The sequence below is a fragment of the Brevibacillus fortis genome, from assembly GCF_003013395.1.
GTDB lineage: Bacteria > Bacillota > Bacilli > Brevibacillales > Brevibacillaceae > Brevibacillus > Brevibacillus fortis.
The window spans coordinates 98556-121594 of record NZ_PXZM01000022.1; the positions used below are offsets into that span (position 1 = coordinate 98556).

General features: G+C 48.5%; 21 protein-coding genes and 1 other annotated feature. Of the genes, 1 reads left to right on the plus strand and 20 read right to left on the minus strand.

What is annotated here, in order from left to right:
* Positions 1-3: 3 nt before the first annotated feature.
* From mreD to C7R93_RS13955, 15 genes are all read right to left on the minus strand, one after another.
* Positions 4-528, minus strand: coding sequence for a rod shape-determining protein MreD (mreD, locus tag C7R93_RS13880; protein ID WP_106839363.1), 525 nt, complete (start codon positions 526-528; stop codon positions 4-6).
* Complete coding sequence (gene mreC, locus C7R93_RS13885) at positions 528-1481, minus strand: rod shape-determining protein MreC (RefSeq protein ID WP_106839364.1); 954 nt, start codon at positions 1479-1481, stop codon at positions 528-530. The genes mreD and mreC overlap by 1 nt, the downstream gene beginning before the upstream one ends.
* 14 nt (positions 1482-1495) lie before the next feature.
* Positions 1496-2539, minus strand: a complete 1044-nt coding sequence (locus C7R93_RS13890) for a rod shape-determining protein (protein ID WP_106839365.1) — start codon at positions 2537-2539, stop codon at positions 1496-1498.
* A 118-nt stretch (positions 2540-2657) separates the two neighbouring features.
* Positions 2658-3356 carry a RadC family protein gene (radC, locus tag C7R93_RS13895; protein ID WP_047072826.1) on the minus strand — a complete coding sequence of 233 codons (699 nt, stop codon included), beginning with the start codon at positions 3354-3356 and terminating at the stop codon, positions 2658-2660.
* A 101-nt stretch (positions 3357-3457) separates the two neighbouring features.
* Positions 3458-4045: a Maf family protein gene (locus C7R93_RS13900; RefSeq protein ID WP_106839366.1), complete on the minus strand. Its 588-nt coding sequence runs from the start codon at positions 4043-4045 to the stop codon at positions 3458-3460.
* A gap of 8 nt (positions 4046-4053) precedes the next feature.
* Positions 4054-4293 (minus strand): DUF4321 domain-containing protein, encoded by a 240-nt coding sequence (locus tag C7R93_RS13905; protein WP_026042971.1) that lies wholly within the window; start codon positions 4291-4293, stop codon positions 4054-4056.
* A gap of 159 nt (positions 4294-4452) precedes the next feature.
* Entirely contained in the window at positions 4453-5745 is a 1293-nt protein-coding gene (locus C7R93_RS13910) for a hypothetical protein (RefSeq protein WP_106839367.1), read from the minus strand.
* A 117-nt stretch (positions 5746-5862) separates the two neighbouring features.
* Positions 5863-6297 carry a prepilin peptidase gene (locus tag C7R93_RS13915; RefSeq protein WP_106839368.1) on the minus strand — a complete coding sequence of 145 codons (435 nt, stop codon included), beginning with the start codon at positions 6295-6297 and terminating at the stop codon, positions 5863-5865.
* A 106-nt stretch (positions 6298-6403) separates the two neighbouring features.
* Positions 6404-7399 (minus strand): ketoacyl-ACP synthase III, encoded by a 996-nt coding sequence (locus C7R93_RS13920; RefSeq protein ID WP_106839420.1) that lies wholly within the window; start codon positions 7397-7399, stop codon positions 6404-6406.
* 492 nt (positions 7400-7891) lie between these two features.
* The gene (gene murC / locus C7R93_RS13930) at positions 7892-9274 is read right to left on the minus strand and encodes a UDP-N-acetylmuramate--L-alanine ligase (RefSeq protein ID WP_106839370.1); all 1383 of its coding nucleotides are present in this window, start codon (positions 9272-9274) and stop codon (positions 7892-7894) included.
* 1 nt (position 9275) lies between these two features.
* Positions 9276-10649, minus strand: a complete 1374-nt coding sequence (locus C7R93_RS13935) for a bifunctional folylpolyglutamate synthase/dihydrofolate synthase (protein WP_106839371.1) — start codon at positions 10647-10649, stop codon at positions 9276-9278.
* A 43-nt stretch (positions 10650-10692) separates the two neighbouring features.
* On the minus strand, positions 10693-13365 hold the full coding sequence (locus C7R93_RS13940) for a valine--tRNA ligase (protein ID WP_106839372.1): 2673 nt from the start codon (positions 13363-13365) through the stop codon (positions 10693-10695).
* Positions 13366-13422: 57 nt separating this feature from the next.
* Positions 13423-13664 (minus strand) — a binding site (T-box leader).
* Between the two features lie 58 nt (positions 13665-13722).
* The gene (locus tag C7R93_RS13945) at positions 13723-14049 is read right to left on the minus strand and encodes an STAS domain-containing protein (RefSeq protein WP_007726674.1); all 327 of its coding nucleotides are present in this window, start codon (positions 14047-14049) and stop codon (positions 13723-13725) included.
* Between the two features lie 107 nt (positions 14050-14156).
* On the minus strand, positions 14157-15395 hold the full coding sequence (locus C7R93_RS13950) for an ATP-binding protein (RefSeq protein WP_106839373.1): 1239 nt from the start codon (positions 15393-15395) through the stop codon (positions 14157-14159).
* 27 nt (positions 15396-15422) lie between these two features.
* A complete protein-coding gene (locus C7R93_RS13955) occupies positions 15423-16625 on the minus strand; it encodes a PP2C family protein-serine/threonine phosphatase (protein ID WP_106839374.1) in 1203 nt (400 codons plus the stop codon).
* A gap of 250 nt (positions 16626-16875) precedes the next feature.
* Between C7R93_RS13955 and C7R93_RS13960 the strand changes: the two genes are divergently transcribed.
* Entirely contained in the window at positions 16876-17058 is a 183-nt protein-coding gene (locus C7R93_RS13960) for a hypothetical protein (RefSeq protein ID WP_327950762.1), read from the plus strand.
* A 39-nt stretch (positions 17059-17097) separates the two neighbouring features.
* Here C7R93_RS13960 and C7R93_RS13965 read toward each other — a convergent pair whose 3' ends face one another.
* The 5 genes from C7R93_RS13965 to hemH all read right to left on the minus strand — a co-directional run bounded on the left by C7R93_RS13965 (position 17098) and on the right by hemH (position 23026).
* Positions 17098-18093: a protein kinase family protein gene (locus C7R93_RS13965; protein WP_106839376.1), complete on the minus strand. Its 996-nt coding sequence runs from the start codon at positions 18091-18093 to the stop codon at positions 17098-17100.
* Positions 18080-19078 (minus strand): phosphotransferase, encoded by a 999-nt coding sequence (locus tag C7R93_RS13970; RefSeq protein WP_106839377.1) that lies wholly within the window; start codon positions 19076-19078, stop codon positions 18080-18082. Before C7R93_RS13970 ends, C7R93_RS13965 begins: the two co-directional genes overlap by 14 nt.
* A gap of 14 nt (positions 19079-19092) precedes the next feature.
* Positions 19093-20577 carry a LysM peptidoglycan-binding domain-containing protein gene (locus tag C7R93_RS13975; protein ID WP_106839378.1) on the minus strand — a complete coding sequence of 495 codons (1485 nt, stop codon included), beginning with the start codon at positions 20575-20577 and terminating at the stop codon, positions 19093-19095.
* Positions 20578-20671: 94 nt separating this feature from the next.
* Positions 20672-22081 carry a protoporphyrinogen oxidase gene (gene hemY / locus C7R93_RS13980; protein WP_106839379.1) on the minus strand — a complete coding sequence of 470 codons (1410 nt, stop codon included), beginning with the start codon at positions 22079-22081 and terminating at the stop codon, positions 20672-20674.
* 12 nt (positions 22082-22093) lie between these two features.
* Positions 22094-23026: a ferrochelatase gene (hemH, locus tag C7R93_RS13985; RefSeq protein WP_106839380.1), complete on the minus strand. Its 933-nt coding sequence runs from the start codon at positions 23024-23026 to the stop codon at positions 22094-22096.
* Between the last annotated feature and the right edge of the window lie 13 nt (positions 23027-23039).

Consider the following 23039-nt stretch of genomic DNA (forward strand, 5'->3'; position numbering starts at 1 on the left):
CCCTTACTGCATGTGCATTTCCTTTTTCGCCAGAATCTTGTTGCATACATTCTTGATCGGAAAGTATACCAGTAAGCCAAAAGCGAGATTTAACAGCACACTAGGCAAAATTTGATGTGTCAAAATCCATTGAACATCGAAGGGGGCAGCGGAAAACAAGCGGAACAAGGAATACAAAAGCCACTCATGTCCGAACAAAATCAGGAAGCTGGTAATGAAAACCATCCCGAACCCTCTCTGGAACAAAAGAACGATCATCCCTGCAAAGTAGCTGGCCACCATCATGGACATGGTATAGATTCCAATTAGTTGCCCAAACAGGACATCTTGTAAAAATCCGAAGACGATCCCGTAATACAAACCTTCGCGCCTACCGAGATACATCGAAATAAAGATACAGCAGACAAGCGCAAACCGGGGTACCGCCATCCAAGACAGACCCCATGTATCAGGCGTAAATACTTGCATCACAGTTCCTTCCAAAACAAACATGATCACAACGCCCAACGTCAATAAAAACCGAGCCATTACTGACCACCCCCGCTAGCAGGTGGAGCCGGAGGCACAGATGTCTGTGTCTGGCCAGCTGGCTGTTGGGGGATCAAATCACCATTGGGAGCGATTGTAAAGTCTCGTTCCACTACCATGACTTCATTCAATTGTGAAAAATCAGCGCTTGGCTGGATGTAAGCGGTTTGAGTCAAGCCATAATCATCTGGTTCTACGCGAACGATATAGCCGATCGGCAAATTGCGAGGTACAACTCCTCCCAAACCTGATGAAATGACTTGCTGATCTTTTTTAATTGCCTGTCCCCAAGGGATTTTGCGCATGACGAGCAATCTCTTTTGCGGGTCGTATTCTTCAATGACACCACTAATTGGACGGAACACTGTCTTCCCTTCGACCACTTGCTGCGTCAATATATCCGCTGAAATGTGGTCACGTCGTTCGTAGCTCGTCAACAATTCAACGGTAGCCGAAAAATTGGCTACACTTTGTACGCGGCCGATCATCCCTTTGGCTGTAATGACCGCCATATCCTTCTTGATGCCATGTTTCAGCCCTTTGTCGATCGTGATGACGTTGTTCCATGTATCAGGGTTTCTCGCCACGACTTCCGCATAGCGGAGGCGGTAAGACTTGAGTGAATCTTTTGCCTGCAACATGTCTCGAAGGCGATCATTCTCAGCCTTGAGCGTGTGCAGTTCAGCACTTAGCTGGGCGTATTGATCCAGCCCTGCCTTAAGTGCCTTGTTTTCTTCATATACGCCGTACGCTTCTTCAATTTCCTGAAAAAAGCCAGAAACAGCCTGGGCAGGGCGATAGAAAAAGCCCTGCACCACGCTGAAGGTATCTTTGAAGAACATTTCTGGCCAGGTCAGGCTAACCCGTTCACGAGAAGTGAAGCCCACGACGGAGATAAGCAGGACCAAGCCTACAAGTACAATGATAAGCCGCTTATTCCCGAAAAACGACATGCCCTACCCTCCGTTTATTTACCCCGTTTTAGTCGGGAAGAGGTGATGCCTTGCTTGGATTTGAACAGATGAATGTTCTCCAATGCACGACCTGTTCCAATCGCTACGCAATCCAGTGCGTTTTCCGCGACATGCACGGGCATACCCGTTTCCTTAGCTAACAGGCGATCCATGTTACGCAAGAGCGCACCACCGCCTGTGAGTACAATTCCACGATCCATGATGTCCGCCGCGAGCTCAGGCGGGCTTTTTTCGAGTGTTACCTTCACCGCTTCCACGATAGCAGAAATGGTTTCCGCCAATGCTTCGGCAATTTCTGTGCTGCTTACCGAGAGCGTTTTTGGCAATCCGGTTACAAGGTCACGACCGCGAATGTCAACGTTTTCGACCTCATCAGGAGCAATCGCAGAGCCGATCTCGAGCTTCAAGGTTTCTGCTGTCCGTTCCCCGATCATCAAGTTGTAACGGCGCTTGATGTACTGAATGATCGCCTCGTCCATCTCATCCCCGGCCACACGAATAGAGCGGGATGTAACAATCCCTCCGAGCGAAATGATTGCAACTTCTGTTGTACCGCCGCCAATGTCAACGACCATACTTCCAGTCGGTTCCCATACTGGCAAGTCTGCACCGATCGCTGCTGCAAACGGCTCTTCAATCGTATGTGCTTCCTTCGCCCCAGCCTGTTTCGTAGCGTCTTCGACTGCGCGCTTTTCCACCGCAGTAATGCCGGAAGGTACACAAACCATTACGTTAGGACGACGTGTAAACAGACCTTGATTTTTTTGTGCTTGATTGATGAAATAGCGCATCATCGTCGCAGTCGTATCAAAGTCAGCGATAACCCCGTCTTTCATTGGACGAACCGCTACGATATTACCTGGCGTACGACCAATCATACTTTTCGCTGCATTCCCTACTGCTTCAATGGAATTGTTATTGGTACGAATCGCTACTACAGAAGGCTCACGCACCACAATTCCTTTGCCCTTCACAAAAACAAGTGTATTGGCAGTGCCGAGGTCAATCCCCAAGTCACGTGTAAATCCACCAAACATAAAAAAACTCCTTCCAAATATTAATCCATTTGACAAGCATAAGAAAACCTCTATCGAGGTCTCTCCAAGGTAGAGCGACCGCGTTTTTGTGGAAGGTTTTCATGCGCACAAAAACATGTTACAAGTACCCTTGCTCTTTGAGACTCACGTACTTGCCTTCCCCGATAATAACATGATCCAACAATGAAATCCCCACCAGTTCACCAGCGTCACGCAATGTATGCGTAATCGCGATGTCTTCCCTGCTAGGTGTCGGATCGCCGCTCGGATGGTTATGTAGGCATATCACCGATGCGCTGCTACGACGGATCGCTTCTTTAAAGACTTCTCTCGGGTGTACGATGGAAGCGTCCAGACTGCCTACGAAAATCGTCTGCTTGCCAATCACGTGGTTCTTGGTATTCAGAAAGAGACAGACAAAATGTTCCTGTGTCAAATGAGCAAGCTCTGGCGACATCAAATCAGCTACGTCCCGTGGTAAACGGATAGAAGCCCTATATTCTCGAGGCACTCCCATCAATCTACGCCCAAGCTCAAACGCAGCATGCAATTCAATCGCTTTGACTGGACCAATTCCTTTTAGCTCCGTTAACTCAGCATGAGAGGCTTGGGCTAAACCACGCAGGTCTCCAAACCTGGCTAACAAGCGCTGAGCCAGCTGATGAGCCGTCTCTTGTTCCCTGCCTGTCCGCAGTAAAATGGCAAGAAGTTCAGTATCAGACAGATGGACCGCTCCTTCGCGAAGCAGTCGTTCACGTGGACGGTCATAGTAAGGGACGTTTTTCAACAGCGTTTTGTTACAGGTATTTGTTGCCATTTTATAACCGCCTCCAGCCATATTCACATTTTCGAAAACGGCTGACATGGAGATGTTCATGAGGCGTATGGCCGTCGTCGCTTGCTTCAAGCATGACAACTTTACAATATTGGCATCCCAAAACGTGTCAAAAGGGTAGATGTCAGGCCTAACGGAAGACCAACAACAGTGAAGTAGTCTCCGGTTATTCCTTCTACGATCGTGGCTCCAATACCCTGAATGGCGTATGAGCCCGCTTTGTCCATCGGCTCACCTGTCGCAATGTACGACTTGATTTCTTGCTCCGTTAAAGCTCGAATTCTTACGTGTGTTAGACTATGAGAGACTTCCGCACGGCCTGTCTCCACATCTATCAAGGCGACTCCACTATAAACGGTATGCTCTTGCCTCTGGAGCATGGACAACATGCGATATGCGTCCATTTCGTCAACGGGCTTGCCCAATATTTGGCCATCAAGAACGACTACCGTATCAGATCCTAAAACGACGCCTTCCGTCAAGCGAGAAGCCACTTCCTTGGCCTTGCGCAAAGACAATTCTTCTACTACTTCCCTCGCAGATAAATGCTCTGCTGTCGTCTCATCTACATCACTGGTGATGATGGTAAATGATAAGCCTAAAGTTTGCAGAAGCTCCCTTCGACGCGGCGAAGATGAAGCCAGAATGAGAGAAACATTTTTTTTCGTCATTTTTCAACCTACTTTATTCGTCGATGTATCCAAAATGCGAGGGCTAAGCCTCCGATACTGGCTAGATTTAGTTTTACCTGAAAGTTCAGTTCGTACTTCAAAATTTCTAAATCTGCCGCAGGCGACCAAGTAATCACTTTGCTCTTGGTCAAAAAAGGTAGCCAGGGACTCAAAATCTCCCCGATAATGCTGCCAAACAAAAGTCCACTCACCAACAGAAACACGAGAATAAGCGTTTCTTTCCCCATTTTCCCAACTCCCTTTTTATAAGGGATTCTCTTTTTGCCAAACATAAGTTTAGCAAATGGGGAGAAGCGAAACAATCCCTGATTGCTCTTGGTAGTTACTGTATAGAAAGAAAAGGCCTCCTGCAAGAAAACCTTGCGGAAGACCATATAAACATGCATTTATGTGGATGAACCTGCATTTTGAATCCAGCTCGCGTAGCTCTCGAAAAAGGCAAGGATACCTGCCTGTACCTGCCACGCATAGGATTCGGCGCTTTCCACCTTTTTGCCTGCGCTTGCTTCTGCCATTTTGTCCCTGGCTGCCAACGCTTGATTCACCCCATTTACCATCCCATCTAATAATGGCTTCCAGGCTTCCTTTCCTTCAATACGGCGGCTTTCCTCCAAAAATTGGCGATGAATTTCTTTTAATTCTGCCGTTTCTTTTGCCGTTGGCGAAAGTTGACCGGTCGTTATTATCAGCCCTGATTGTGCTGAAAGTGTTTGGATGAGTTTGACTCCGTGGGTGAAAAAGGCATTGACGTTAGGGTCAGCGGATGCGTTGGCAGCTTTTCCGACAGGGACAGACCCTTCAAAAGCGGGAAAGGAAAATTCTTTGACGTATATGTCCATGCCTTTGTTTTTCAGGCTGGCGGCAAAGCCAAGCACAGCATCTCTTGTCGGAGCAGCGGCGGCGAACATGTACTGCTTGCTTGCGTCCTTATAAAGCAGATGAGGAATGCCGGCTTTCTCCAACGGCTCCACAGCTGTTTGCGGCGATGCATCCGGCTGGAATACACCTGCTTGTGCGACATACATGTTTATGGCTGGCAGTTGTAAAGCTACCTCTTTTAGACCTACTGCGCTACCATTCGCCTGCGCACCTTGCGTTTGCTGACTTTCATCAGCCAGAGTGGGACCTGCCACGCCATTTTTCACGTTCGCTTGTTCAGTGCCTGCACCGGGCGAAGTCAACGTCTGAACCGTATCACTCAGAACATTTCCGTAAGACTCGGAAAACTCCTTCTGGGAGAAGACCGTCAAAACAAGAAATCCGAACAAGAGGCCAATTGCTATAGCCCCACCTGTTGTTAAAGTCGTGCGCCAAAAGGACCCCTTTGGCCATAACGCCGCGAGTCGACTACCCGGGCTATTCCGGTATTCCTTCTCTTCGGTATCGTCGAACGAATAATCGGATTCATAGGAGTCGTTTGCCGTCTGATCGAATTCAATGTTTGGCTTCGTTTCTCTCGCGACAGCTCCACGTAGCTGCATCATCCGTTCCCATGCTTCGTTGCCCTTCTCCTTAAAAGGGTCAGTAAACGGCAAGGGAGGAGCCTGAAAGCGAATACGTGGCGTGTCATCCTTTGGAGTGCGTTTTTTACTTGCTTCCTTTGAGATGTCGTCCCGCTTTTCATCCCAGAACCTTCCGTTCATTTTGACAGTCACACGATTTTTATTTTGTCCGCTCATACGCTTGCCCTCCTAGTCACAGGCTCTTTGTACTAGCATACGTTTCGGTCGGACGGGTTATGACTTCTATCTAGTGATTCTATCGAATTTGTTTCTACTACGGTTCCTCTTGCAATTTCAATAGGTATCGCTCATATACAAAATGACAGCTAACCCAAACGTTACAAAAGGCGCAAACGGCACTTCGCCTTCTATACTTACTTTTCGCATCAGCAACAAAGCGAGAGAGACGAGCAAAGCTGCCATGCTCGCAATCGTAAGAACGACTACAAAATCGCGGACCCCAAGTCCATAGCATACTAGGGCGAGCAGTTTCACATCCCCCATACCAAGCGCAAGCGGCCTGTGCCAGCTGATCCATCCAAATACCAATAAACAGAGAATCGCAAAGAGTCCAGCTATCAGCCATTCCATCGGCGAAGAGAGAATGAGCTCCAGAAGAGAGATCAGTACAAACCCTGCACCTAATGCCCGATTGGGTATGCGTCTATGGCGAAAATCTATCCACGAGAGGTAAAGGCAGAGCCCGAATAATATCACAGCGTTTGCCATTGCTTCTTCCCCCAGTCGAAAACTGTCTTTAAGAATACGTTTCTTTCCTGGGACAAAAAAACTGCCCAGAACGGATCTGGACAGCCTCTCGATTTACAAGCATCTTTTACGGATTCCAAGTGAACAAAAGGCCAGCGTGGACGAGACCACCGCCAAACCCATACATCAGGATCGTATCCCCTGCTTTTACTTTACCTTCCTTGATCCCCAAGGCGAGCGACAATGGTATGGTAGCCGCTGATGTATTGCCGTAGTGTGTCAGACTGTACAATGTCTGATCGAGAGGGAACTCACTCTTCTCGCATATGGATTCGATCATGCGTAAATTGGCACTGTGCGGGATGAACCAGTCGACATCTTCGAGCGTTTTGCCCGCCCGGCTCACTACCTCCTGCATCCCCTTTGGAACAGTTGTTACTGCCCATTTGTACACTTCTCTCCCGTTTTGGACCATGCATCCGTTCCCGCTCAATTCTCGTCCGTCCATATGTGTTGACAAGCCCGATCGGTATACATGAATCCCTCCGTCTCCCTTTGAGCCTAAATAGGCGGACAAAAAACCGGGAGCTGTAGAATCCTGCTCAACCAGCACCGCACCCGCTCCATCCCCAAATAGGATACACGTCGTACGATCCGTATAATCGGTTACTTTTGTTAACGTTTCTGCACCTACTACCAACACTTTGCGATGCAAACCAGAGGTGATGAGCGCATTTGCCATATGGAGCGCATACGTAAATCCTGCACAGGTAGCGGAGAGGTCCATTGCTCCGGCCTGCTCGACTTGAAAATGCGCCTGGATTTGGCTTGCGACACTTGGAAATGGATAGTCTGGCGTACTGGTCGCGACCAAAATCATATCGACATCGCGGACATCTTTTTCATAATTTGCGATCATATCGTGGATCGCAGCGATGGCCAGATCACTGGTAAATTCATCTTCCCTTGCCATACGGCGCTCATGAATACCCGTTCGTTGTAAAATCCACTCATTCGATGTCTCCACTAGCTTTTCCATATCTTCATTGGTAAGAACGCGACTCGGCACATACGTTCCGATAGCGGTAATCCGCGATTTGAAGGGGCTAGCATTTGTCATGATCAGATCATCACCTTCCACTTTTATGATCTGATTATAACACTAGATATTAGTATCTGGTACTAATTTTTCGTAATTAAAAACTTAGGAAGGGGGGTTCTGGTTTGAGTCAACATAGTGGAGGAGAAGAAAAAGCACAGTTCTCTTCGACTCTGACACGCCAGCATGGGGGATTCACTGGCCGTCTCCACTTCCAAAAGGGGACCGTCGATCCAAAGCCACCCTACGGGCGGAAGTTTCTCAGAGGAGAAGTGTTCGACAAGCGTGGTCCCCTTTTGGAAGTTCCGACTGAGGGGGCGTTGTCAAGGTCTACGAGCCCTGTGCTTTTTCTTCTCACCAGCTTTTTGAGTACGGCGCTACTTTCTAAAACTTAGGAAGATCTTAGCAGTATTAACACAAGCCTTTGGCATAGCTTTTTTGAGATAGGTATTATCTTCAATTAATATAAAAAGACTTGAAACCCGTAGGCTCCAAGTCTTCATATGTCGCTATCCGTTATTTTTCTAGCTTTTCAGCCAGCCAGTAAGCGGATTTCCAAATATCTCCTGCACCCATTGTCAACACTAGATCGCCCTCTTGCAATCCTTGGAAGACATGCTCCTGCATTTGTTCTTTCGTCGGAATGTACTGTGCTCGCGGGTGACTGTTCGTGCGGATTTTTTGCACCAACACCTCGGAGGTAACACCTTCGATTTTTTCTTCTCCCGCTGGAGAATAGATATCCGTGATAATCACTTCGTCTGCTTCTGCAAAGGCACGACTGAATTCATCCATGAGGAAATACGTGCGTGTGTAGCGTTGTGGTTGAAACACAGCGATCACGCGTCGGCCTGATGCCCGGGCACCACTCAGTGTAGCGATAATTTCCGTAGGGTGATGTGCGTAGTCGTCTACGACCAGAACGCCTTGTGCATCCCCGATAATTTGAAATCTGCGCTTGGCGCCGCTAAACGTAGACAGTGCCTGTGCAATTTTTTCAAAGGAAAGGCCTGTATCCAGGCAAACGATGATCGCAGCCAGTGCATTTGCAATATTATGCTTGCCTGGGACTGCGAGGCACAATTCACCCAAAAGCTCATCCTTGTGATAAATCTGACACGTGCTGCAACGATCCCCACATTCAATCGATGTGGCAGAAAACTGAGCTTGTGCCACAAAATTCGGATCGACTGCATACGTCACAACCGTTTTTTCAACGGATGGCATGACTTCTCGCACATGTGAATCATCGATGCACAAGATCGCTTTTCCATCTGGTTTGAGATGACTCAAGAACTGGACGTACGCCTGTTTCAAATTGTTGAAGTCGCCATCGAAATGCTCCAAGTGATCTGGTTCGATGCTCGTCACAATTTCATACATCGGTCTGTATTCCAAAAAGGAACCGTCGCTCTCGTCTGCCTCGGCAATGACATACTCACTGGTACCTGCCTTTGCGTTGGTTCCAGCACTCATCAATTCACCGCCGATGATGAAAGTCGGGTCTACACCGCACTCTTCCAGCACATGAGAGATCATCGATGTCGTGGTCGTCTTGCCGTGTGCTCCGGCTACTGCTACTCCTGTGCGTTCGTTCAATATGAGAGCAAGCATTTGGGAACGGTGCATGACCGGGATTCCTAATGTTTGACCTGCGATCACCTCAGGATTGTCTTTGGAAATACTGGTGGAGTATACGATGCTGTCTGCTCCCTCCACGTGGGCAGCATTATGGCCAATATGAATGACCGCCCCTCTTGCTTCCAGCTTTTTCGCCAAATCGTTCATGGCGACATCCGAGCCGGTTACCTTGTATCCAAGGTCGATCAAGACGCGGGCAATGGCACTCATGCCATAACCGCCGATGCCCACAAAGTGGACGTGTTGGGCCTGATCCACCCTATTCACCTGCCTCTTCTACTATAGTGGGAAAGAATGTGCGTACTTGGGCGATGAAGTAGAGCGATCCGCAGACGACCAACCAGTCATCCGCCTTCGCTGATTGCTTCTCCCGCATCCAAGAAAGGAGAAACGCCCGCCAGTCTGGGACCGCATCGAGAAACTCCTGCTCCCAGCCACCGGCTATAAACGACTCTTGTAAGCTATTGGCTTCGGCTGCACGCGGGAAATCAAAGGTTGTCACATGCAGCTTTGTGATTTTTGACTTTAATGGTGCGAGCGACTCTGCCATTTTGGCAAGCGGCTTATCTGCCAATCCAGAAAAGAGCAAATGCAACCGTGCTCCGTCCGGTAACAACCGATCCAGACTGCTTACAAGCGCCTCCATTCCTTCCTGATTGTGTGCCCCATCCAAGATAAGCATTGGTCTTGGAGAGATGACTTCTAGACGACCAGGCCAACGCGTTTGTTGCAAACCGCGAGATATTTCTTCTTCCTCCAGCAAGAAAGAGAAGTAATTTCGCAGGACATCAATGGTCATTAAAGCAACGGCTGCATTGGTTGTTTGGTGAATTCCATTCATGGTAAGACGGTAGGAGGCTTCCGCTCGACGGTGAATGCTTTTATAACGAAGCTGTTGTTCACCCAGTTGCTCCTCTACCTGCTCTGCCTGAAAATGCTCACCTATATGGTATAGCGTACTCTTCGTTTGTCTGGCGCGCTCCTCAAAAACCGCGAGAAGTTCCGGCCTGACCTCACCTGTGACTACAGGAACACCCGGCTTGATAATCCCCGCTTTTTCCCGGGCAATGTCTTCCAAGCTTTCTCCCAACACTTGTGTATGGTCCATGCCGATATTCGTGATGACCGAAACAAGCGGAAGGACAACGTTTGTCGAATCCAATCGCCCGCCTAGTCCTGTTTCCCATACGACTACCGCTGGTCTCGCCACTCTTGAAAAATAAAGAATGGCGATCAGCGTAATCACTTCAAATTCGGTAGGAGAACCGAACTCGGTTTCTTGTTCGCATCGTTGCACCCATACCTTGACTTCATTCACCAACTGCAATAGATCTTCTTCCGGGATCATGCTGCCGTTGTAACGGATGCGTTCACGGAAATCAACCAAATAAGGAGAGGTAAATGTACCTACACTATATCCGGCTTCCATCAGCATTTGCGTCAGGAATGCGCAGGTTGAACCTTTTCCATTGGTGCCAGCCACATGAATAAATGGGATTCTCCGCTCAGGATGTCCTACTTGCTCCAAAACCCACTGCATTCTCTCTAGCCCCGGCCGTTGACCGAACCTGAGCAATCCATGCAGCCAGTCGAGCGCTTGCGTGTATTCTACAAACCCTTCTTCTGCATGCATACCACAATGCTCCATTCTCAAAAATATGCGATGGTATGGCGGATCATTCGCCCTTCAATTCGGCAAGTCGTGCAATCACTTTATCCCGCTTATCCATGTAGTCTGCCATCTTCGCTTTTTCCTCTGCGACTACTTTTTCAGGTGCCTTGGCCATAAATCCGGCATTGTTGAGCTTTTTCTCAATACGCTCCACTTCGCCGTTGAGTGTCGCCACTTCTTTTTCCAGACGGTTCAGCTCTTGCTCGATATCGATCAAGCCTGCCAGTGGAAGGAACAATTCTGCTCCCGTAATCACAGCAGACATCGCTTTATCAGGTGTCGCCAGATCCAGACTGATCTCCAGACGCTCAGGGTTGCAGAAACGGCTGAGGTAGTGTTCACCGCGTGTCAAACGCTCAGCCGACAGTGCATCGCTTGGCTTGATCAAGAGTTCAATTTTCTTGGACATCGGTACGTTTACTTCTGCACGGATGTTGCGTACGCTGCGGATGATATCCATCAACTGGTTCATTTCGCTTTCTGCTTCAGCAAAAATCCATTGCTCGTTAACGGTTGGCCAAGGTGCTACTGTGATGCTCTCGCCTTGATGCGGCAATGCCTGCCAAATTTCCTCTGTGATGAACGGCATGAACGGATGCAACAGCTTGAGCGTTTGATCCAGAACGGTCACCAGAACGGATTGGGTTGTTTTCTTCGCCGCTTCATCAGTGCCGTATAATGGCAGCTTCGCCATCTCGATATACCAGTCACACAGGTCATCCCAAATGAAGTTGTAAAGCACACGGCCCGCTTCACCGAATTCAAAAGCGTCAGACAGACGGGTTACATCTGCGATTGTCGCTTGTAGGCGGGAGAGAATCCATTTGTCTGGTGTAGACAGCTCACCGCTCAAATCGATTTCTTCGTATTTGAAGTCAGCCAGGTTCATCAAGGCAAAACGAGACGCATTCCAAATCTTGTTCGCGAAGTTGCGGTTTGCCTCCACCTTTTCCCAATAGAAGCGTTGGTCGTTCCCTGGGGAGTTCCCCGTCGCCAATGTGTATCGCAGCGCATCCGCTCCGTACTTCTCAATTACTTCCATCGGATCGACACCGTTGCCAAGTGATTTGGACATTTTGCGGCCCTCAGAGTCGCGAATAATGCCGTGGATCAAGACGGATTCAAATGGACTTTTCCCAGTAAATTCAAGACCTGAAAACATCATGCGAGCAACCCAGAAGAAGATGATATCGTAGCCTGTTACCAGGACATTCGTTGGATAGAAGTACTTCATATCCTCGGATTCTTCTGGCCAGCCCAGTGTAGAGAACGGCCATAGACCAGAGGAGAACCATGTATCAAGAACGTCGTTGTCCTGCTCCAGCTTGTGACTGTGGCAGCTTGGGCACTCCGTCACATCTGTACGAGATACAATCGTTTCATTACAATCTCCGCAATACCATGCAGGAATTCTGTGACCCCACCATAGCTGACGAGAGATGCACCAGTCACGGATGTTTTCAATCCAACGCAGGTAATTTGTCTTGAAGCGCTCTGGGACGAATTTCACGCTCTCTGGGCTGTTTGCATTCGCCAGAGCTTCATCAGCCAAAGGCTGCATTTTTACGAACCATTGGGTAGAAAGGTATGGTTCTACTACGGCATCGCTACGCTCACTATGTCCAACCTGATGAATATGCTCCTCGACCTTGAACATAACGCCTTGCTCGGTCAAATCTTTGATGATTTGCTTGCGGCATGCAAAGCGATCCAAGCCCTTGTAGATACCTGCCAGTTCGTTCATCGTGCCCGTCTCATCCATGACAACGATTTGTGGCAACTGATGACGAAGACCCAATTCAAAGTCATTCGGATCGTGTGCTGGCGTAATTTTTACAGCGCCAGAACCAAACTCAGGATCAACATAGTCATCTGCTACGATTGGAATTTCGCGTCCTACGATTGGCAAAATCACGGTTTTGCCGATCATGTCCTTGTAACGCTCATCTTCCGGATGTACCGCTACAGCCGTATCACCGAGCATCGTTTCAGGACGGGTTGTAGCTACCTCGATATAACCAGTGCCATCTGCCAATGGGTAACGCATGTGATGCAGCGCACCTTTTACTTCCTTGTAGATTACTTCAATATCGGACAGAGCCGTGCGGGCAGCAGGGTCCCAGTTAATGATGCGGTTGCCGCGATAGATCAAGCCTTTTTCGTACAAGCGAACAAATACCTCGCGTACAGCTTGGGACAAGCCTTCATCCATCGTAAAACGCTCGCGGGAGTAATCTAGGGCAAGACCGAGCGTTTCCCACTGCTCACGAATATGCGAAGCGTAAATGTGCTTCCACTCCCATATCTTTTCCACGAATTTTTCGCGGCCCAGATCATGACGAGAGATGCCTTCTTCACGCAAAGTTGCTTCCACGCGAGCTTGAGTTGCGATTCCAGCGTGGTCCATACCCGGTAAGAACAAGGTGCTGTAGCCTTGCATACGCTTGGTACGCGTAATGATATCTTGCAAAGTCGTATCCAGCGCATGGCCCAAGTGCAATTTACCAGTTACGTTCGGCGGTGGAATGACAATCGTAAACGGACGTTTATTCGGGTCACGTTCTGCTTTGAAAAATTGTTTTTCGATCCAATACGGATACCATTTGTTCTCTGCTGCCTTTGGATCATAGTTCTTCGGCAGCAATTGGTCGATGTCGGTTGTTGGCTGTGTAGACATATACGACTCCTCCTATTCGCATAACTTGCTTTGCAAAAAATAAAAAAACCCTTCATCGCAAAGGACGAAAGGATTATTTTCGCGGTACCACCTTTGTTAACACACGATAAACGCCATGCTTATGGTGTGTTCACTCTGACAAGATAACGGTTGCGAACCGGTTTCGGCTAGGCACATGCTTTCACCGAAAAAACTCCTGGGCGACCTTCAGCCATTCGTTACCCTAGAGAATCTCGCAGCAACTGATTCTCCTCTCTGCCAAGGCGTCCTGACTTACTCTTCCCACTCATCGTTCATATCCTATGTAGTTGTCTTATTATTAGCTTTCACTATTATATACAATCACGCTGTTTGGCGTCAAACCCGGGTTTCGCCCACTTTTCCAACCGCAATACCCAGTGCTTCGGTAAAACCGAGCACGCCCAAAATATCGAGAATCTCTTCTCGGACATTGACGATTTCTACCTGTTTCCCCATGGCCAACAGTTCCTTCGTAGTAAAAAACAGGCTTCCAATACCGGAAGAATCTACAAAGGAGACACCTTGAAAATCGACGGTAACGGATTGATTTCGCCCTCCATACTGCTGGAGCAATTCACCTACTCGATCTCCTACAGCCATGTCCAACTCTCCGACGAAAAACAAAGTAGCCTGTCCGTTCGCCTCTGTTGCGCGGTAGTCCATGCTCAAACTCCTCTCAATAGGTATCGGTACACCCAGTCTGCTCGTCCTTTTACTATATTACCCATTTTCATTCACTTGCAAACATTTGGCGTTTTGGAAATCGTGGCTTACCGAGAAAGAATGCACTCTAAAATAAGCTTCGTACCTGCCAGCGAGCTGCTCAAATAAACACGATCACAGTATTGCAGGATCACGTGAAAACCAGCCCCAAGCGAGTGGCGCGTAGAAAATCCTTGCTGTAGGGTAGCTCGCGGGATATCCTCGAGTAAAATTCCTTGTCCTTCATCATGGATCACAGCCCGGCACATCTGCTTATCATTCGATAGGTATAACGTAACCACCCCGCCATTTCCGTGCTTCAACGTATTGGAAGCAGCTTCGTTGACAGCAACGAGAAACTGCAACAATCGTTTATCAGAAATGCCTTGTGGTTCCAAAGCTTGCTTAAACAATCTGCGCAGTTCTGCAAGCTGCTCCGGTAAACGGATATCGATGGCCAAGAGCTTATGCCCTTCCCGTAGCAAGAAAAATAATTCTTCATCACTAAGCAACAATAGCTTACCTTCTGTGACCACACCCAGAATATCTCTATAGATCTCCCATTCCCGTCTTTTGCGTTTTCGTTCTTCTGCAATGACGGCGGTGACATCAATCAAGGCGATTCCACAGGTCCGATCTGGCAGTACAGATGTGTATAATTCAAACACCTTTGTGCCATCAGCAGTGACAATCTGCTCCCTCACAGGTCCCCCCGATCCAGCCGCCTCTTCGACCAGTCGTTGCATTTCTCGCTCTACTTCCGAATTTGCGCGAACATCCCCCAGCGGACGCACTTTCCCTTCATCGTAAAGATAGAGGAAAATCGTCTCGATCTGACGCAAAATCGATAGCTTCTGAATCTCTTGTTTTATTAATCGCCCCCGCTCGTCGTCTCGATCCTTCCAATGTAACAAGACGTCTGCAGGGTCCAATTCGCCACTCATGTGCCACGTGTGAAATTCTTCCAGGAGCAATCGCTCCAGAACATCTTCCCGTCGCAAAACTTTTTCGATATCGATAATGTAGTAAGGATCACCTGCTATACCACGTAATCCGCTACCGATAATTCGGAAATCATAGGCGAGCTCTATTTCTATGCGTCCGTGCAAATCATGGTCAGAACTGCTTAACCCAATGGTCGTCCGGCTCACTGCTACCAGCTTCGCTTGGAACGATTCCATTGTTGCCAAGTTCGTCACCTTTACAGTGCGGGGCGGAACTACTTTGCTCGCTGCACCGCCAGAACGTAGCGCGACAAGGCAATTATCGCAAGTGGGATTGTCCGGACAACGCTCACACAAAATCACAGTTCATCCTCCTATTCACTGGCGCAACTACACGAGAGCTATACTCTTTTCAGGCTCAAATTGAAGAATCAACACAGAAATATCATCCGTTTGTTGTCCCTGCTGTGTTATCTCCATTAAGTAGGCCTCAACTCGATTCATCGACTCCTGCTTACTATCACCAGGCATATTCAATAAGGAGGACAGTTCTTCTAGCCAATGCCTGCTACCTCGAAACACTTCTTTTCTCCCTGTATCCAGCAAACCATCTGTGTAGAGCAATAGCATGCCCTCTTCTTCTAAGGGTACCTCCTCCATTTGATACGTGCTATCGGGCAAAAGCCCTAGGCCGACGCCACCCTTGCTAGCTAAAACGGTTTGATTCGACTTGGACAAATAAAAAGGCTGTGGATGCCCTGCCCTCCCATATCGAATTTTATGTTCCACCTCGTCATAGACTGCAACCAGCATCGTAATGTATGAACGGGTTTTCATCAAATCTGCATAAAGCAACTGATTGAGTCTTTCCAAAATCTCATCCGGCGAATAGCTGGTCTGCAAAACCTGACGTACGGCAATCCTAATCCCCGTTGCCCAGATACTCGCCAAAAAACCGTGCCCGGATACATCCGCAATCATGAAACAGGTGTAGCGATCATTGATTTGTCTATAATCGATGTAATCTCCGCCTACATAATCGACTGGTACGTAAACCGTTCTTGTTCGCAAACTGGTTAACTTCAATTCTTCTGTGGGAATGAGCATCGACTGCATGCGTCTAGCCAGCTTCATCTCCATCTCGATTTCTCGCTGCCCTGATGACTGGTCCTGTTGACACCTGAGGATCAACGCCCGAATGTTCACGAGGAGCAGCCCATAAAAAGATTTCTCCAGTTCCTTTAATTCACGGTCATTGACGTTACTCTGGGCGAACAAGCGGACATAGCGCGGTGTTTGAGCTGTGTCAAGCTGTTCCGAGACAACAATGCGCTCCTCTATTTCGCGCTTCACTATTACGCTCTCTTTGCTGCCACGCTCGATCCGAAAATAAACAGCACCTTGATCTGATTCAAACGTGATCGATAGGAAGCAAGGCTTGTCCATTTTCACGAACCACGTATCGACCAACTCTTCTATAAATGGCATAAGACTCTCGTAATTGACTTGGCGGTTGCTCTGCTCATTGCTGGTCATTACCAGATACTCGTAATTCTGTTTCAATTCCATAAGTTTGACCAATTGATGATTCATCCCCGAGCCACTCCCATACACACTTTAGCATAATTCTTTCTTTCGGGAATTGCGAAAAGGGTTATGGCAATTTTCAAAAACATTGTGATCACCTTTATTCGTTTCGTCCTAGCCTTCCTGCCCTACACCTTCCCTTTTCAGGCACGATTCAAACCACTATCTACCTTGAATGAAAATGTTTTAGGCGTTTGCTCAAGGTTGTAGACACTGTCCAAAGTTGCTGCGCATATGCTGGAATGAGGTGATTGTGATGAATTTTCGTTGGAAGTATAACCCCACGTATTTACGGATCAAATACGGATTCAAACAGGTGCTCTTTCCTTTGTTAGTTTTTCAGTTTATCCGAACGATTGTGTTTCCTACCTCTTTTGATGTCATCCTTCTCGGTTTGCTAGCCATGCTCTATGTTGCCATCTCCCTCGAATGGTTATAAAAAAGAAAAACAACGCCCCACGCGGTGAGACGTTGCTCATTAAAAGGCTTGCTGGACCCAACGATGCAGACGCATCAGGCGGTCCATATCTTTTTCAAAACGTTGGACAGCGTAGAACTCGGTCCACTCGCGGGGATGATGATAATAAATATCCAAGTCCCTCATGATCCTCTCCGGGTAGGACAGAAACGCAGCCATCAGTTCAATTTCTTCCGGCCGCAGAGGAAATATCTCAGCATAGCGATGGAATAGCTGAGAAGCCCCAGCCTCATCCCCCGCCATTTGAAAATAAGTACGATAAAATAGCGTCAAATCGCGCACGGGTGTATCGAAGCTCGCACGATCAAAATTAAGGAGCCTTCCTTTACCCGATCGATCTGGCACAACATGCTCAGGATTCGGGTTACCATGGATCAAGGATAAGCGAAAATGCGCGTGCGTCTCATGCCGCTCTCGCCAATCGATCAATAAGTCTGTCGCTATTTGAGCCATTTCCTCAATAAACTCCTTGTTCGCCAAAAACACCAGATCAAAAGGAGACGGATATTTGCGTTCCTGCGCAAGGACTGCTGCCTTATTAATCTGGTCTTGCCAATATTGCCAACGATTCAGCAATGAGTCGACAAGCGGCTCTACCTGTCTCGGATCATCATACCGATAGTTTTGTGTCAAATGATGGAGCTCCGCCAAACGCTCCAAGGCAGGAGGCGCCCAAGACAAGGGCTCCCCGACCCACTCCTCGTTTCCTGGCTGCCAGGGCGTTACGTAATAGGCGGCGCTACCCTGCTGGACAAAAGGATCATCGTATTTCGTGTACGTAAAAGGAACGGCTCCATCCCATCCCCGGTGCTGCAATTGACGCAGCATATCGCTGACGAACACAAGACGTTGCGCGGGTATTTGCGATCGTTTGCAGACAAAGGAGCCGTAGGGAGTCGTCGCCTTAAATACATTTGGCTCCTTTAAAACGTCAATGCTCTGGGCATACATGTCATACTCTTTGAACAAAGGAGCAATGTCATCATACCGACTCATAGACTCCCTCCCTCCTCGAACGCTCGGCCCGCTCTGCAATGTGCCGAAGCAGTAAGTCAACCGATTGTTGGCTCTGCAAGGCCTGCTCAATACCAGTGATCGATACTTCTTGATCCGACGATACTCGCTTCACGTAGGACTCGATACTCCTGTACACTTCACGAGGACGCGCCATAAAGGCGAGGATCAACGAATAGTTTCCATAGGTGAGTGACTTGATTTCTTCATAGCCGTCAAAAAAAGCGTCAATCTGCTTAAGATCCTTGTGGGTTAAAAAGTGATCGCGCAAAAAGGTGGCAACGTCGCGTTGCTGGACAGATATCACTGGCCGGAAGAAGCCTCTTAAGTACAGCTTCCCGTTTACCATTCCCCAGTTGTCATGCAAAAGGTCCCGATGTGATACAGCGACCGCCTCCGCCGTAATTCGCTCATGAGCAAGCATCGCAGCAGAACGGTCCATTCTTTGTAGCATCGGGGTCATGAGTTCCGATACCCAGCGATTTTCCTTAGAATCCCGCCCGTATTTAGCACGAAACGATTCGACCAGCGCTTTGGCGCGACTTCCTTTTTCTTCGACTTGCTGCTTTTCCTGCTTGAGCAAGTCACTTCCGGACAGTAAAGGACTTTCCTGCTGAGACTGATGCATCATCGCAATCACGCGCCCGCATTGCCTCGCAATATCCTGGCCAGACTGATATTCTTCGATTTGTCGGTGGTGGTCGGTCATGGTAACACCGCGTTTACCCAAAATCAAAAATGGCTTGGTGTCTCTCGTCCGAATAAACCGCTCCACTTCTCGAAACCCCTGACGAGCCAGTCGTTCGCGCCAGGCAAACGACCAGCGCATCACATCTACACGCGGCCAAACGTGGAGTTCTTTGGGGCCCCGGTTTGTCTCCAGTAAATAGCAATCATCAAGGGGCGTAATTCGGATTACGCGCGCCCGATATTGCTGGCAAACCTCAGAGAGATCAATTTTGTCCACGGTCCCCCACTCCTCTATTGTGGGATGTACAGAATCTGCCCTGCTACAAGCTGCTCGGAAGCTAATCGGTTTACTTCCACGATTTTGGAGACAGGTAAGGAGTATCGTTGTGAAATATGCTCTAACGTCTCATCTCGCTGAATAATGCACATTTTCAGCTGACTGGAGCGCTCTTCTTTTTTCCGGACAAACGACGTGAGATTTTGCATGGCCTCCATCATAGACGCGCTGGCATTCGCCGCAGAGCCATGTCGCGAAGAGCTAGATGAAGATTCCGCCTCCAACGCCATCGCTTCCTGTTTGGCACGACTCGCTTGTGAGAAGATGGAAGTAATGTTCACGCGACTTCTTTCTTCCTGGGAGGGTTTTCCTGAAATCGCCACTCGCACTTCTACATCTTCCACGGCAGCCTCTGGTTGTGCAACGACTGGTTCTGCTTCTTGCTCGAGTGCCAGTTCGGATACACCACTGGCTTCCACCGCTTCTTGCACGGCTTCCTGCGACTCTGCCTCGACTGCCGACCCAGTAGGTTCATTGGAAACTTGCTGGTATGCGATTGCCTGTTGATCGTGAATAGCCAGTATAGGCTCCTCATGTTCTTGATCTTTCTCCGCTATTTCTCTCATCTGCTCTTGCTCATCTTCCAATACTGCCTGCCCGGAATAAGAGTCAGATGAATCGTACGAAGCAGATTGTTGGGAATCAAAATCATACGAAATAGGAGCGGTCTCCCAGCTCTCCAAAGGATTGGACTGTGCCACTTCCAGCACATCGCCATATTGCTCGTAGTATTCATCCTCATCGGATTGAGCAATAGCCGGAGTATCGAACATAGAAGGCGATTCGGGTGATTCATAGGATGCCGGCAATGCCTGCCGCTCCAATTCCTCCTCCAGAGCACTCAGCTTTTGATCAATGTCATCGAGGGACGTCGGTTCTGTATATTCTTGCCCATCATCTCCAGCAGCGAAGGCGTATTCCCATGCCCCTTCGCCTGGAACTGCAGCCTGCGTTTCGATCTCCTCCGCTTGTTCAGTTCTATCCCCCAAGACTATCCCCAAAATCTTTAGATCGGCATCGATTAGCATTTGATGTGATGATTCCAGTTTGTAGTCAAAGCTGTCCACAATTGCGTAGATGTCTCCGATCTCCGTAATCCGATCCAACGGAATGGTGATGTTTAACGGAATGCGATGACCGATCTGTTCCTCCCAGCCATAAAAGGCTTGATCCGATGCTTCCTGGCGAAAGGGAGTAAAAGTCATGGCCTCAACCAGCGATTCTCCTTCGCAGCCTGTCGCTTCTGCGGCTTCCCTGATTGGCTCGTACTTCCCTACTAATTGCAAGCAACCCGTGATTGAGATGTAGGAATCGTTTTCCAACACTTCCACATCTGGAACCAATTCCAGCTCTTGCAATTCACCTATTCCAGCTCTATCGGATGAGAGGAAAATGGTCTCCTTGATGGCAAAAGAGAGTTGCCCATCCTGTAATGCCATTCGTGCTCCTCCTTTCAAGTGCAGGACATTTCCCTATACTATATGGACAGGACGAGCCGTTTAGCACCGAAAAAAAAGGAAAAACCGGGGTTATCTATCTCCCCGGTTTTACAGACGCGATCCATTCTGCTATTGCTTTTTTCCCCTGATCAATACAATCTGGTACACCTACACCACTGTACGATGCACCTGCTACGATAACACCAGGGAGTATTTCTTTTAATTGATTGTTCACTTCCTGCACCCAAGCCTGATGTCCGACTACATACGGAATGGCATTTTGCAAGCGTGATACGTTATAAAAATCTGGCTCAGCTCGAATCGTCATGATCTTGCGCAGATCGCGGAGGACAACCTCCAAAATTTCCTCGTCTGTTTGCTCCATGAAGGTTTGCTCTCCCGCTCTCCCTACAAAGCTACGCAGCAAGGCTTTGTTTTTCGGCGTCGTATGTGGCCATTTGCGATGCGCCCACGTACACGCCGTAATTTTTGCTCCTGAATGCCGCGGTACTATAAATCCTGTCCCTTCCATCCCTAAATCAATCGCTGACTCTGGAAACGCCATAGCGATGGTTGCAACCATATGCGGCTTTGCTTGTGGCAGGGTAGGAACTTGTACATAAGAACGGAATAGCGGCTCTGCGACAGCATGTGGTACGGTGAACAGCACCGTATCCGTCTCGATCGTTTCCCCATTTTTCAATACCAAGGTGTACTTCCCGTCTGGTCGTTTCACCAGTTCTTTGACACCGGTATTCTTGGAGATGACTTCTTCAGGCAAGCTTTTCTCGATTCCCTCTACAAAGGACTGCAAGCCGTTCTTCAACGTCAGGAAGATGCCTTTTGGCTTTCCTTGCGTTTTTATTTGCGGGCGAGAATGCTTCATCGCTAAAATCAGGCTGCGATGCTGACTCTCCATTTTGGCGAAGTGAGGAAAACTCGCAAGCAAGCTGAGATTGTCGAGATCCCCGGAGTAGACACCGGACAATAAAGGCGCTATAAGATTATCAATAACTTCATTACCTAGCCTACGCCGAAAAAAGTCACCCACGGAGATATCGCCGTCTCCTTTTGATGCAGGAAGAACAAGATCCAAAGCTGCCCGAAGCTTACCCGGCAAAGAAATGAGATCGGTCGTGACAAAAGGCATGAGCTTCGTCGGTACACCCATGACCGCGCCTTCTGGTATAGCCTTCAGGCGATCCTGATGCCAAATATAAGCTTGGCCTGTACTGTTGCGAACGAGATCATCTGCAAGTCCCAAGTCCACTGCCAGCTCAGCCGCACTTGTTTTCCGCTCGAGAAACGAATCCGGGCCTTGCTCAATAACAAACCCTTCGTGACGCCATGTCTTGATTTTCCCACCAAGCCGTCCCTGCTCTTCAAGCAGTTGAAAACGGATTGGCAAGCCTTTTGCTTCGATTTCCTTTTGTAAGTAATAAGCAGCGGTCAAACCTGTGATGCCACCGCCTACAATCGTAATATGATAGGTATTATCGCTCATATGATCGATCCCCTAATTCGCCAGCTTCTTTCCGACAGCATCAGCCAGACAGGAAATGAACGCAGGTCTGGCGTTAGGCATCGGAGGACGATAGTAATGTACCCCTAGCTCATCTGTAACCGCTTTGCATTCCACATCATTATCAAACAGAACTTCCAAATGCTCCGCGATAAATCCGACAGGACAGTAAACAAATGCTTGGTAGCCTTTTGCTTCGTACAGCTCTCTGGTCAAATCCTGTACATCCGGTCCCAACCACGGATCAGGTGTATTTCCGGCACTTTGCCATCCGATTGCATAAGAAGTGATCCCTGCCTGCTCGGCAATGAGCTTTGCAGTCTCTTCCAGTTGCAATGGGTACGGATCACCTGACTTCAAGATTTTTTCCGGCAGGCTGTGAGCGGAGAAGATCACAACTGCTTGTCCACGCTCTTCATCCGTCATCGAGGCAACCTTCGCTTGAATGGCATCTGCCCAATATCCGATGAAACCTGGCTCCAGATACCAGCTCTCAATGCTGTGGATGACCGGTCCCCCGATTGCTGCGGAATGCTCTTGTGCTCGTCCATTGTATTCTTTGACGCTGTAGCTAGAATAATGAGGCGCCAGAACAAGACTGATCGCTTCCGTAATCCCATCATGCTTCATTTGCTCTATTGCGTCCTCAACAAACGGAGCAATATGCTTCAAACCAAGGTACCCTACAAATTCACGGTCTGGGTAGCGCTTGTTCATTTCCTGCTCGAGAGCGCGCACCTGCTCATCCGTAATGTCTGCAAATCGATTCAATCCATCTACAGCCTCGTAACGCGCCATCAAATCATCGAGCAGTTCTTGTGGTGGCTTACGACCACGTCGAATGTGCGTATAGTATGGTTCAATCTGTTCAGGACTGCGTGGCGTTCCATACGCCATTAACAAGAGTCCGATCTTCTGCTTTGACATGTAAGCGCCCCTC